This is a genomic window from Acrocarpospora corrugata, from assembly GCF_009687845.1.
GTDB classification, from domain to species: domain Bacteria; phylum Actinomycetota; class Actinomycetes; order Streptosporangiales; family Streptosporangiaceae; genus Acrocarpospora; species Acrocarpospora corrugata.
In genome coordinates this window covers 32,384-46,115 of sequence record NZ_BLAD01000065.1, presented here as the reverse complement: position 1 = coordinate 46,115, position 13,732 = coordinate 32,384, and the positions used below count along the sequence as shown (strand labels likewise).

Sequence of the window (13,732 nt, the reverse complement as noted above, 5' to 3'; positions counted from 1 at the left end):
CGGGTCCGTCGCTTGCGGTGTCCTCGTCCCATCCGGCGGCTCTGGGGCTTCCGCCGCAGGCGGTTTCGCCTGCGCAGCTGGAAGAGCTTGAGGTTCCGGTTCAGTTGTCGGGCGACGCCGCCGGGTTGCCGCATTTGGTCGATGCCAGTGCGACCCGGTCGCTGGAGTTGCCGGCGGGGGCGCGTTTGCGGCAGGAGGGCGGGCGGCCTGAAGGGGCGTTGCCGCCGGAGACTCGGCATCGGCGGGCGAATGTCCCGGCGAGCGGGGGTCTGAAGTCTTCCCCGCCGCTACCCAATGAGCCAGGTGCGGCCGATACCTCCGGTGCGGATATTCCCGCTGCCGACCCGGTATGGGAGGCGGCATTGGCCCAAGCACAGCAGAGTGGTACCCGGCAGTTGATTGGCAATGCGACCACGGAGACATCGCTGACCTACGCCAACCCGGACGGAACCCTTACCACCGCGATGAGCGGTCAGGTCGCCCGGATCAACCGGGACGGCGCGTGGGTGCCGGTGGACCTCACCTTGGCCGAGGTGGGCGGGATATTACGGCCGGAGGCAGCCAAGGCGGATGTGTCGTTTTCGTCCGGCGGCGCGGGGCCCGCCGTGCGGCTGACCAAGGACGCCGACGAATGGTTCGCGCTGACCTGGCCGACGGCGCTGCCGGAGCCGCTGGTGGAGGGCAACACAGCCCGATACGTGGACGCGGCGGGTCCGGGTGCGGACCTGGTGTTGACCATGTTGCCGACCGGGTTTTCGCAGGACGTGGTGTTGCGGGAACGCCCGGAGGGACCGGTGGAGATCAGGATGGGAGCGGAGGGGGAAGGTCTGTCATTGTCAAAGACTTCCTCCGGGGGCCTGCAGGTGACCTCGGGATCGGGTGGGGTGGTCGCCTCCGCTCCTGAGCCGGTGATGTACGACTCGTCGGTATCGGCTGCGATAGCCGCCGCGGCCACTCCCTCTCCTTCGGCCACTCCCGATCCCTCGGCTGCGGCTTCGGTTGCTGCGGTCGTTTCCAGGGTGGCGGAGATCGACACGCATGTGGAGACCGAGGGCGGCCGGCAGACGCTGGTGCTGGTGCCGGACGCTGATTTCCTGGCGGATCCGGACACCGCGTATCCGGTGACCGTCGATCCCACCATCACGCTCATTCCCAGTACCGACCTGTACGTCGACAGTTCGGCGCCGAACTCATCCTTCGCCAGCGAGCCCTGGCTGCCGGTGGGCAGTTTCGGCGGTGACAGCTATCGGGCTTTCCTGAGCTTCAATGTCCCCTCCCTGGTGGGCGCCTCCGTCTCGTCGGCGTCGCTGGAGGTGGAGATGGACAATGACGGGAATTGCGTATCGGTGACGGCCAGCCGGGTCACCTCGTCGTGGGGTGCCGGCACGACGTGGAACACCAGGCCGTCGACAAGCTCGACAGGCTCGGCAACGGGGACGACGTCAGGATTCGACCAGGCCCTGATGAACGTGACGGCGATCGCCCAGGCGTGGGCCTCCGGACAGCCCAATTACGGTTTCGCCCTCAATGGAAGTTCTTTCTGCCTGCTGGCTTCCTCCGAGACCACGCATGACCCGATGTTGTCGATCACCTACACGTCGGCTCCGCAGGCGGCAACGCCGACGATCTCGCCGAATATGACCGGCGAGGACGGGGTCAAGATCACCACTCTCACCCCGCAACTGTCCACTGTCGTGACCGGGTCCGGGTCGCTCCGGGGCGAGTTCCAGGTCCAGGTCGGCGGGGTCGAAGTGTGGTCCGGCCTGTCGAATGCGGTGTCTTCCGGCTCGACCGCGACCGTCACCGTCCCCTCCGGTGAACTGTCGGATGGGCAGTCCATCCAGTACCGCGTCCGTGCCACCGCCGGATCGGCCTTCTCGGCGTGGTCGGCGTGGCAGGACGCCCGGGTGTCCTCCTCCCCGCTGACATCGGTGGTCTTCAAGGTGTACGAACCGATCGACAACACTCAGGTCGGCACGCTCACCCCGTCGTTGTCGACGTATGCGGAAACGCCCGGGGAGGCGGCCACCAACTACTGGTACCAGGTGTGTTCCGGAACACCCGGCGCCTGGGCGTGGTGTGAGTCCTCCGCCTGGGTGAAGGGCGCTTGGACGGTCCCGGCCGGCAAGCTGGAGTGGGGCAAGACCTACTACTGGTATGCCCAGGCCGCGACCAGCGCGGCGACCTCGACCTCGCCGTGGCGAGCGTTCATGCCCGCCCCCGAGCAGGCGTCGATCAACGCGCTGCTCGCCGACGGTACTGACGGCCGCGAGTTCGACCATGTGACGGGCAACTACGCCACCTCAGCCACCGACATATCGGTGGCGACGGTCGGGCCGCCGCTGTCGGTGGTCAGGACGTACAACAGTTTGGATCCGCGGACCGACGGCGCGTTCGGGGCTGGCTGGACGACCCGCTGGGACACCCACCTGGTCAACGAGCCGGCCACTAAAACCGTTCTGATTACCTACCCGGACGGCAGACAGTGGCGGTTCGCCCGCCGCGCCGACGGCGGCTTCGCGGCACCTGATGGCACCTATGCCACGCTGGCCAGCCAGCCGGGCGGCGGCTGGCGGCTGATGGACAAGGAGTCCACCTCCTACTGGTTCGACGCAGGCGGTCGGCTGACCCAGGTGACCGACCGGCGGGGACGGAGCCAGACGCTGACGTACAACGGCAGCGGCAAGCTGGCGACCGCGACCGCCACCGGCGGGCGTACGCTCACCTTCTCCTGGACGGGCGCGCATGTGACCAGTGTGTCCACCGACGCCATCAGCGGGTCGCCGCTGACGTGGACCTACCAGTACACCGGGGATCTGCTGACCAAGGCGTGCGCCCCCGCCTCGGCGGGGGCGTGCACTGAGTACGACTACAGCAACGACTCCCGCTACCGCAGCGCCGTTTTGGACAGCAACCCGGCGGGGTACTGGCGGCTGAACGAGGGCTCGGCCGGGCTGAATGCCACCGTCGGTAATCAGACCGGCGCGATCACCCGCGTGCCCGGTGGCAAGATCAAGGGCGGGACGGCGGACGCGACTGCCGGCGTGACGGCTGGATTCGAGGAGTCCACCGACGCGGCGATGCGGTTCAGCGGAACGCTCAACTCGGCGTATGTGTCGCTGCCGTCCGGAGTAGTGAACGGCAAGGGCGATCAGCTGGCGGTGGAGGCGTGGTTCAAGACCACCGGGTCTGGCACGATCATCGGTTACCAGAACTCGGCCACCAACACGCCCACCGTCTACACCCCGGCCGTGTACGTGGGTGCGGACGGGAAACTTCGCGGTCAGTTCTGGACCGGCGCGGTCGCCCCGATCACCACCACGGGAACGGTCAATGACGGCATCTGGCACCATGTGGTGCTCTCTGGGGCGACCAACACGCAGACCATGTATCTGGACGGGCAGCAGGTCGGCACTCTGGCGGGCCAGATCACGCATCTCGGCCAGTGGGATACTCGCATCGGTTACGGGTTCGGTTCGCCGAGTTGGCCTTCCACGGTCAGTCCGAGCAAGGCGTTCCCGTTCGCGGGTGACATCGACGAGGTCTCGGTCTACAGGAAGCCGTTGAGCATCGAACAGGTACGTACCCACCACGGCACCCAGACCAAGCGCCGTCAGATCACCGAGATCACGCTGCCGTCGGGTCGGGTGTGGGCGCACAATACGTACTCGGCCGAAGGTGGCCGCCTGCTCACCCACACCGACCAAAACGGCGGCGTGTGGGAGCTGTCGGCCCCCACCCACACCGAGGTCTCCGACACCGAGACCACCACGACCGTCACCGTGACCGACCCTTACGACGAAACCCTCACCTACGTCAATGACGCCTGGCGGGGGTTCCGGCTGATCTCCAAGACTGACCAGCTGAACAAGGTCACCACCTTCGAGTACGACACGGGCGGTTTCCCCACCAAGGTGACCGACCCCAATGGCAACATCACCCGGTACGCCTACAGCGCCCGCGGCAACATGGTGGGCCGCAACCGGTGCCGCACCCCCACTGTCTGCTTCTGGGAATGGCTGGAGTACGAGGAACACGAGGACCCATTCGACCCCCGCAACGACAATCTGTCGGCGCACCGCGACGCCCGCTCCTCCAGCGCCACCGACAACACCTACATCCGCCGCTGGACCTATAACGAGCACGGCGAAGCGATCAGCGAGAAATGGCCGGCCCCCGGCATCAGCCCAGCTCCTGCCCCTTCACCTTCGCCCTCCCCATCGCCCTCCCCATCGCCGAGCCCATCGGCTCCGGCTGGGCTGGTGGCCGCCTACGGCATGAACGAAGGCTCCGGCACCGCAGTCCAGGACTTGTCCGGCAACGGCAACAACGGCACCGCCAGCGACGCCGCCTGGGTCATCGGCAAGTACGGGCAGGGCCTGTCCTTCGACGGCGACGGGGACGGCACCGACAGTTGGATCACCGTCCCGGACTCGGCCTCCCTGGACCTGACCACCGGCATGACCATCGAAGCCTGGGTCAATTCGACCAACAACGTCGGCTACCGGACCGTCCTGCAGAAGGAGAACGGCAGCGACCTCGTGTATGGCATGTTCTCCAGCACCTTCAGCGACCCGCCCAGCGCCTGGATCGTCAACGGCGGCGCCACCACCGGCTCGGCCGCCACCAGCAACCTGCCCACCGGCCAATGGCGCCACCTGGCCGCCGCCTTCGACGGCGACAGCCTCGACTTCTACGTCGGTGGCGCCCTGGTCCACTCCGAACCGGCCGTCAGCTCCACGATCGGCGCCAGCAACGGCCCGCTGCGCATCGGCGGCAGCGGCATCTGGGGCGAGTTCTTCATCGGCACCCTGGACGAAGTCCGCATCTACAACCGCGCCCTGACCGCCACCGAAATCCAGACTGACATGAACACCGCCGTCACGGCGGGCGGGCCGCCACCATCACCGAGTCCATCCCCCTCACCGTCGCCGACCCCGCCCGGCGAGGATCCCGACCTAGTGGGCTTCACCTGGACGTACACAGACGGGACCGAGGCGGCGGTTGGTGGTGGGACGGTTCCGGCCGGTCTGGTGGAGACCAAGACCGATCCGCGCGAGAACGCGTGGAGCTATGAGTACACCGCCTCCGGTGATCTGGCGGAGGAGACTGGTCCGACCGGCCTGATCACCACCTACGTGCACGACGGCATCGGCCGGGAAATCTCCCGCACCCAGACCACCCCGGCGTACCCGGGCGGCTTGACCACCACGCTCACCTACAACTCACGCGGTCTGCTGGCCTCTAGGACAGGTCCGGCCGTGGAGAACGAGGTCACCGACCTCACCCACACCCGCCGCACCGCTTACACCTATGACGCCGACGGCCGCACATCGACCGAGACCGTCACTGACCTGACCGGCGGCGACCCGCAACGCCAGACCACCTACACGTACAACACCCACGGCCACTTCGAGACGATCACCGACCCCGAGGGCGGGGAACGGGAGTTCACCTGGAATCTGCGCGGTGACACCGCCAGCGCCACTAACGAGGTCGGCACGCGAATCGACTACGCCTACACCGACCGCGGCGAGCTGGCGACTGAAACCTTGCAGGACTGGACGGGCAGTCCCATCGACCCCCAGTCCGCCGACGACGTCGTCCTGACCTCCCACGCCTACGACCCGGCCGGCCGCCTGGCTTCCACCACCGATGCGATGGGCCGCGCCACCCGCTATACCTACGGCAACGACGACACCCTCGCCCAGAAGATCGCTGACGACGCCCGCCTCAACGGCTCGAACACGCCACGCGACGTCGTCTTGGAGGACTACCTCTACGACCCGGCGGGCAACATCGAACGCCTGGTCACCGGTGGTGGCAAGGCGAGGGCCGACTATGTCTACGACGCCGCCGGGCGCCTGCTGTCCCGCACGATCGATCCGGCGAATCTGGCCCGCAAGACCACCTACACCCACGACGCCGGCGACAACGTTCTGACAGCCACCGCCGCCAGCGCGGGCGGCCCGGCCGCCGAGCTCGCCACCTACGAGTACGATCTGCTCAACCGGGTGACCAAGAAGACCGTCGAGAACGGCGCCACCGACCTGGTCAGCACCTGGACCTACGGCGACCGCGACCAGCCCACCGAAGTTACCTCTCCGCGCGGTAACGCCTCCGGAGCCACTCGCCTGGACTACACCACCCTGTTCCGGTACGACCCGGCCGGACGTCCGGTCGAGGTCAAGCAGCCCCCGGTCAGCGTCGAACGCGCGGGCGGCAGCGCCACCACCCAGCGTCCCACCACCTTGCACGGCTACAACACCGCAGGCGAGAAGACCCACACTACCGACGCCGAAGGCCGCACAATCGTCGAGTCCTACGACAAGACGGGTCACGTGACCTCCACGTCCACGCCTTCCTACACCCGGCCGGGCGGCAGCGCCGTCACCCCGACCACCACCATCGCCTACGACGACGCCGGGCGGCCCATCACGGTCTCCGATCCGCGTGGCAACACCAAGACGATGGTCTACGACGCGCTCAGCCGTACCGTGCGGATCATCGACTCGCCCGCCGCCACCGGGGCCACGCCCGGACAATGGAATCTCACCTACACCCTGGTCGGCCAGCCGCTGTCGGCGACTGACCCGACAGGCGTGCGCAAGGAGGCGACCTACGACGACCTCGGCCGGAAGATCACCTCCACCGTGATCGAACGCAAGCCGACGCTGAGCACGCTCACCACCCACGCCACCTACGACGACGCCGGGAACCAGCTCTCCGAACAACGTCCCGCCGGTGACATCATCGAAGCCGTGGTCAACTCCTTCGGCGAGATCACCCAGATGACCGACGCGCTAGAGGCCACCACCACGTTCGGTTACGACCTGGCCGGGCGGGCGACCACGGTCACCGATCCGCTGGGTAACGTCACCGTCACCGGTTACGATCCGGCTGGCCGGGCGACCACGGTCACCGAAAAGGACGACAGCGGAACCACCCTGCGTACCCGATCCGTCGGCTACGACCTGGACGGCAACCCGACCACGGCAGTCGACGGCGAGGGACACACCACGACCTCCACCGTCGACCCCCTCGGCCGGATCACCCAAGTGGTCGAGCCCGTATCGGCATCTGCCTCGATCACCACATCCTTCGGCTATGATGCCGTCGGCGCGCGGACCCGTCACACCGACGGCCGTGGCAACGCCACCATCACCACCTACAACAGTCTCGGTCTGGTCGAATCGGTGATCGAACCGTCCACCGCCCAGCATCCGGCCTTGGCAGACCGGACCTGGACCACCGGCTACGATGCCGCTGGCAATCCCATCGCCGATGCCGAACCCGGTGGCGTCACCATCAGCCGCGTCTTCGACAACCTCGGCAGGCTGACCGAGCAGAGCGGCACTGGCGGCGGCTCGGCCACCACCACGACTAAGACCTTCGGCTACGACCTGGCCGGACGCGCCACCTCGGCCGGGGATCTCACCTTCACCTTGAACGACCGAGGCAACCTGCTGAAGACCGCCAAGGCAGGGGTGGACCAGGCCACCTTCGCCTACGACGCCAACGGCCGCCTCGCCCAGCGCGGCGACGCCGCCGGAGCCACCACCTTCACCTGGGACGGCGACGACCGCCTCACCACGGTCGCCGACCCGCTGACCGGCGTGACCCTCGGCTACGACTATGACGACGCCGACCGCCTGACCACGGCCACCTACGGCAGCGGCGGCCCGCAACGCACCTACACCTACGACGACCTCAACCGCATAGTCACCGACACGCTCAAGACCGGTGCGGGCGCGAATCTGGCCTCCATCGCCTACGGCTACGACCACGAGGACCGCCTGACCTCCAAGGCCACCACTGGTACTGCGGGCGCGGGCGCCAACACCTACACCTACGACCATGCCGGTCGGCTGACCTCCTGGACCGACCCGGCCTCCACCACCAACTACGCCTGGGACGCATCCGGCAACCGCACCCAGGTCGGCGCCAACACCTACACCTACGACCAGCGCAGCCGCCTGACCTCCGGCGCGGGGACCGACTACACGTACACGGCTCGCGGCACCCTGGCGACCGCCACGACCTCCGGCGGCACCATTGCCCTCACCTTCGACGCCTTCAACCGCATGATCACCGACGGTGGCCTCACCTACGCCTACGACGCGCTGGACCGCATGACCACCCGCACCAAGTCCGCCGTCACCACCAAGTACGTCTACGCCGACACCACCAACAACCTCTCCGCCGTCACCGACGGCGCCGGGGTGGCCCAGGAGATCTACAGCCGCGCTCCCGGCGGCACGCTCCTTTCCAGCAAGGCCGGCGCTGGGGCTGCCCGCTTCCAGATGGCCGACCGCCACGGCGACGTGGTCGCCGGCTTCGCCCCGGCTGCCACCACGCTCTCCGGATCCATCGCCTACAACCCGTTCGGTGAGGTCATCACCCAATCCGGCACCGTGGATCAGCTCGGCTACCAGGGCGGCTACACCGACCCGGAGACCGGCAAGGTGAACATGGCCGCCCGCTGGTACCAGCCCGGCACCGGGACGTTCGCCTCCCGCGACAGCTGGACCCTCGTTCCGGCGCCCTCCGGGAGGGCCAATCGCTACGCATATGGGCTGGCGTCACCCTTGAGCATGATCGACCCCACCGGCCATGCGGCCACACCGAGCATCGGCGCGGACGGCGTCTGCCATGGAACTGTCGGTCAGTGCGACGCCTACTTCAATCCTCCGGTGCCGGTGAAAACCTTCGGGCCGGGAGAGTATTACGTCGATGACAGCGGCACGTGCCATGGCGACTTCAACGCATGTGTGAATTACTTTGAGCCGGGGGAGCCTGGGGCGCCGGCACTGCCCGGTTCGCGCATGAACGTGCCGCCTCCGCCGAAGGCCTGCTCGGGGTTGACGGGCAAGGCCAAAGAGGAGTGCGCTACCAAAGCGGAAAGGAAGGCGGCCCACAAGGCATGCGTTTCGGCGTTCGGCAAGGCAGAATGCAAGAGACTTGAGAATTCGGCGAAGGAGTGCGCCGGAGACGGGGCCTTCAAGCCGGGCGATCTGCTTCTCCCAGGGAACTGCCAGCGGACATATGCGCAGATCTGCGGGAAGGCGCCGGGATCCCGCGGCTGTAGCGCCTGGCTGGATGTGCTCGCGGCGCAAAGACCGGACTGGGGCCGCGATCTTTCCCATGACTTCCTGAAGGCTACGCTCTTCATTCTCTACGACATCTCCTACAACATTCAGGGCGCAGATTTCCGACGAGTCAAGAAGCTACTGGACAGCGGAAACAGTGATGACTTCTGGAGGGCCATAGGTGAATTGACGCCACTGTTCAAAACGAATGGCAGATGGGATCACAAACAGTATCTTCGGACGCTGCTCAATATGGGTAGCGCAGCTTCACCGAAGAACGGCGGTTATATTTGCGTCAGCCGGGAGTGCGAGCTACGGGGGTGGGGAGAGCAGGTCTACTACGATGTGTTCTCCAACGTGCACTACGGATACCTCATGGGGGCGTTGGGGTTTGATTCCGATGCCACCAATATGGCTCCCAAGGCGTACGCCTGGCTGAGTAGCACGGGCGATGACGTCGGGGATACGATCTCCGTGTCCGCCGGATGGCTGTTGTTCCAGAGGTTGGGAAATAGTTCCGGGTCCAGCTCCGGTTTCGGCGGCGTAAGCGACATTGAGGCTTCGTCGAGCTCTAGGGTGGCGCCTTTTGAGCTCCTGTTCCAATTGCAGAAAGTCATGATTCCAAATCTGTGGAAGGAACATGCGCAACAAATTCGCAACAGTGGGGTGTAGCGCCCCTCTGTCTAGTGCTCAGAAGGGGGTGGGTTCGGTCTACATCATCATTCGTCGGGTGCGGGCGTTCTTCAAGTTTCTCTCCGTCGCCGCTATTCTGACGTGCATACTCACTGGGTGCGCCCAGCGGCCTGCCGATGTCGCGCGAGCTGAACAGACTGTTGATTCCATCGATGGCCTGGCCTTGACGGAAGCCGATTTCGGACCGGAGTTGGTCGGCCTCTTCCGAGGTTCGCCGCCATCCGACAGGGCCGAACCGCCCATGCCGTCCTATCTCGGGGCGGCCGCCTACAGGTCCCGGGCCTGGGGGGATACGGAGAACGCTCCTCTGCTGTATGAGCAGATTTTCGAATTCCCGGACGCCGGCCATGCACAGGCGGAGTTTAAAGCGGCGCCTCATGGTCGGAACTATCATCTGGTTGATGGCTATCGTGCGCACGAGGTGGATATCCGGGGAGAAATCAATCTCGCCGCTGTCGATTATACGATATTCTGTGCGGCGAGAGGGAGTTTATCTCCCTCCGAACCTTCTTGTCCGGGTTGGGGATTCAGGGGGAGGTATGGGAGGTATATTGTCGACCTTGTCCTGAGGGGGAGCAGATTCGAGCCCATTGATTCAACCACCCGCTTCGGCCGGGACATGTTCTTCAAAGTGGTCGAAGCAGTGGACGCGAAAGGCGTGGGCGTCTCATGACGGAAGAAGTGGATGATTCATCAGAATTGACGGAGGATGACGACCCCGTCCATGGATCGTCCATGGAGGGGTGCGGAACGGCTGCGCTCATATTTCTCCTCTGTGCGCTGGGCGGTCCGATTCTGGATGCACAAATCGTCGGCGGAATCCGGGCCGACTGCCTCGGCGATCTGAGTTCAGGTGAAAATTTTTCCGGATTCGCCTGGCTGTTAGGACGGTTCGCGCTGTTCGGCGTGTTCGCGATTGTCTGGCCCGTAATCGCCGTGATTGCCGAGCGTATGGCTGAGCACATGGGGTGGATACGTTTAACGCCACGCAGGATATTTCTTTCGGTCTTGTTCCTCGCGATGTTGTCCGTTGCCGCGCTGATCGCCTACGACGTCCAAGCGCTTGACTGCCTCCCGGTCGCTGGATAGTCATGTTTCGTGGTAAGTATTCACGTCGTGTGCACGGCGTAAGGATTTGGCCGGATGTGTAACTGTCCGTCACTTTGATCTATCGGCTTGCTGATGATGTGATCTTCGGGCGTCCGGCCTGGAGGAGTTGTCCCGCGAGGAGCTGATCGCTCTGACGCGTGCCCTCATGGCCGAGAACGCCGCGCTGAAGGCGGAGGTCGCTCAGCTGCGGGAACGGGTGGCCAAGCTGGAGCGGCTGGTCTCGCGCAACAGCGGCAACTCCGGGATGCCGCCCTCGGCTGACGACCTTCCCGGCCGGAAGAAGCCGAAGGACCGCACGACCGGCAGCGCCGGGCGGCGGCGGCCGGGTAAGCAGCCCGGCGCCGAGGGCAGGGCGCTGGCCTGGTCGGACGACGTCGATGAGCGCGATGTCATCGATCACTACCCGCAGGGGCCGTGCGGGTGCGGGGCCGATCTCACCTCGGCGGCCGATCTGGGAGTGACCGCCGCTCACCAGCAGATCGAGGTCCCGCTGGTGGTGGCCCGGCGGTTCCAGCACAACCTGCACACGGTGGCCTGCCGGTGCGGCGCCGTGCACACCGCGCCGCGTCCGGCGGGAGTGAGCTCCGCGCCGGTCGGTCTCGGGGTCAATCTGCAGGCCTGGTGCGTGTATCTGCTGGTCGTTCACGCGGTCCCGGTGCATCGGTGCGCCGAGTTGGTGGCCTCGCCGACCGGCGCGCAGCCTTCGCCCGGGTTCGTGCACGGCTTGATCGGCCGGGCTGCCGCCGCGGTCGCGGCGGCCAACGCGCGGATCCGGATGCTGCTCACCCTCGCCTACGTCGTGTCCTGCGACGAAACGCCGCTCCGGGTAGGACCGAAGAAGGCCAAAAGGTATCTGCTGGTGGCCTGCACCGAGCTGCTGGCCTGCACCGAGCTGCTGACCTGGTACATGCTCGGTGGACGCGACCTGGAGACCTTCAAAAGGTTCGTGCTGGCCGACCTGACCGGTGTGGTGGTGCACGACCGCTACCAGAACTACGACGCCGCCGACCTCGGCGAGCGGGACCATCAACTCTGCGTGGCGCACCTGATCCGCGATCTCGAAGACTGCGCCGAGACCTACCCCTGCGCCCACTGGCCCCGGCAGCTCCAGATGGCGCTACGCGGCCTGATCCACGCCGCCAATCTTGCCCGCCGACAGGGCAAGGACGCCATCCCATCAGGCACGCTGGCGATGTTCACCAAGATGTTCCGAGGCGGGGTCGCCGTCGGCTTGTCGGAGGTCAAGCGCATCCCGGGACCGGCCAGGACCGTCACCCAGCCGGTCGGCCGCGTTCTGCTGGAGGTGCTGCGCGACCGCGCCGGCGACGTCCTGCGCTTCGCCCACGACCTGCGGATCCCGCCCACCAGCAACCAGGCCGAGCGCGACCTGCGATCGGCCAAGACCCAGCAGAAGATCTCCGGACGGCTCCGCTCCGAGCGGCACACCCGGCATCGGTACGCCGTCCGCGGCTACCTGTCCACCGCGATCAAGCACGGCCTGGACGTCATGACCGTCCTGCGCGACGCGCTCCTCGGCAAGCTCTGGATCCCACCCGACCCGGCTACCGCCTGACAGTCCGGACCAGCCGTACTCACGCACGCCTCGCGACGATCACACAGCGCGACCAGCGCAATCCGAAATGCGCTGGACGTGAATGCTTACTGCGCAGGTTGCGGTTTTCGCTGTGCAGAGTGGATTCGACGGCCTTCTGGGATGAGGCGCCGAAAGTGACCGTCGTCCGGGTCAGTTTGTTCAGCGGGTCGGGGAGACGACCGTCGGCGGCCAGTCGGCGGGGGAGTGCGGTGAGCAGGTGGGCCGAGCGCGGCAGGTCCGACTGGAGCCGCGCCTCCGACAGGACCCGGTGCCGACCGGCGTCCTCGTCTATCGCCAGGTCAAGGTCAGGAAGGTACGTCCGAACCGAACCGTTTCTGATCTCGTAGGAGGGCCCGACCGCGTCGTTGAACTCTCTCGCGGCCAGCGGATCGAGGATGTAGAGGCTGGCGAGGCCCGGGAGATATCTGGTCGCCTTCGCAATTGTCTGTTTCCACGAATCGAATGGAATCTCGCCGTGCGCCGAGGCGACCACGGCGGGAAGGCGACGCTGTTCGTCGGTCAGGACGCATAAGAGATCTTCGATTCCGTGGGAGCGAATCAATTCAGGGGCCGGCCTGAGGTAAGCCCAATGATCGCGCGCGTCCACCGCCGCCAGCAGTTGCCGGGCGATGCCCGGAAGAGCCGCCCTTGTCGGCCGCCGGTCGTCCACCTCGCCACTCGCGGTCCGGACGTGTTCCACGTCGAGCCAGAACCAGGTTCGTTCCTCGTCGGAGGCGTGCCTGCCGGGAGAATGGACGACCAGGGAACTGAGCCAGTAGCCGCCGTCTTTCTGCTGGCGGAGCTGCCACTTGCTGGTCTGGGTTCCGTCTCCGCTGGATTTCGTGTCACGGAGAAGAACGATCCCCTCGCCGAGGCGGGGCTGTCCGGCGTCGTAGGCGTCAATGTCGATCTTTTCGTGCCGGCTTTTGGCGACGAGCCAGATCCGCAGTTCGCGGGTCGCGGTGACGACGGCATCCGCTGGGTGGAGCGCCGTGTGGAATACGGCTCGATATCGACCAGAAGACAATGACCCTCCGACTCGGGGACCGCGCCTCGTGACCGAGAGCCGTCAGCCAGGGGCGCAGAGTTCTCTTATCTCACAAATCGCGACGAGTCGTCACGTACTCGGCGAGGGTTCGCGTGGCGGGTGAATTCGTATCCGGCGATCCGCTGACTGACCTGGCGCGGGGCCGCATTCCGGCGGCCGGTCGCCGGTTGGGCGCCCTTGCTTTCTCACACCTGCGGT

The 13,732-nt window shown here is 66.2% G+C and carries 6 protein-coding genes; 5 read left to right on the top strand and 1 reads right to left on the bottom strand.

Translation table 11 applies throughout. The annotated features are described in order from the left end of the window. The first annotated feature begins 395 nt into the window (after positions 1-395). The 4 genes from Acor_RS25780 to tnpC all read left to right on the top strand — a co-directional run bounded on the left by Acor_RS25780 (position 396) and on the right by tnpC (position 12,465). The gene (locus Acor_RS25780) at positions 396-9,761 is read left to right on the top strand and encodes a LamG-like jellyroll fold domain-containing protein (protein WP_155339323.1); all 9,366 of its coding nucleotides are present in this window, start codon (positions 396-398) and stop codon (positions 9,759-9,761) included. Positions 9,762-9,819: 58 nt separating this feature from the next. After that, the gene (locus Acor_RS25775; protein ID WP_155339322.1) at positions 9,820-10,455 is read left to right on the top strand and encodes a hypothetical protein; all 636 of its coding nucleotides are present in this window, start codon (positions 9,820-9,822) and stop codon (positions 10,453-10,455) included. After that, a complete protein-coding gene (locus Acor_RS25770; protein WP_155339321.1) occupies positions 10,452-10,871 on the top strand; it encodes a hypothetical protein in 420 nt (139 codons plus the stop codon). The genes Acor_RS25775 and Acor_RS25770 overlap by 4 nt, the downstream gene beginning before the upstream one ends. Before the next feature lie 127 nt (positions 10,872-10,998). Next, positions 10,999-12,465, top strand: a complete 1,467-nt coding sequence (tnpC, locus tag Acor_RS25765; protein ID WP_218034484.1) for an IS66 family transposase — start codon at positions 10,999-11,001, stop codon at positions 12,463-12,465. A gap of 19 nt (positions 12,466-12,484) precedes the next feature. On the opposite strand, the gene Acor_RS25760 is transcribed toward tnpC, so the two are convergent. Next, positions 12,485-13,156, bottom strand: a complete 672-nt coding sequence (locus Acor_RS25760) for a hypothetical protein (RefSeq protein ID WP_155339320.1) — start codon at positions 13,154-13,156, stop codon at positions 12,485-12,487. 21 nt (positions 13,157-13,177) lie between these two features. On the opposite strand from Acor_RS25760, the gene Acor_RS25755 reads away from it, so the two are divergent. Beyond that, positions 13,178-13,516 (top strand): hypothetical protein, encoded by a 339-nt coding sequence (locus Acor_RS25755; protein WP_155339319.1) that lies wholly within the window; start codon positions 13,178-13,180, stop codon positions 13,514-13,516. The last annotated feature ends 216 nt before the right edge of the window (positions 13,517-13,732 follow it).

Excerpts from the sequence above, each read along its gene's own strand:
- Acor_RS25770 (WP_155339321.1), top strand. The coding sequence starts at position 10,452 with ATGACGGAAGAAGTGGATGATTCATCAGAATTGACGGAGGATGACGAC.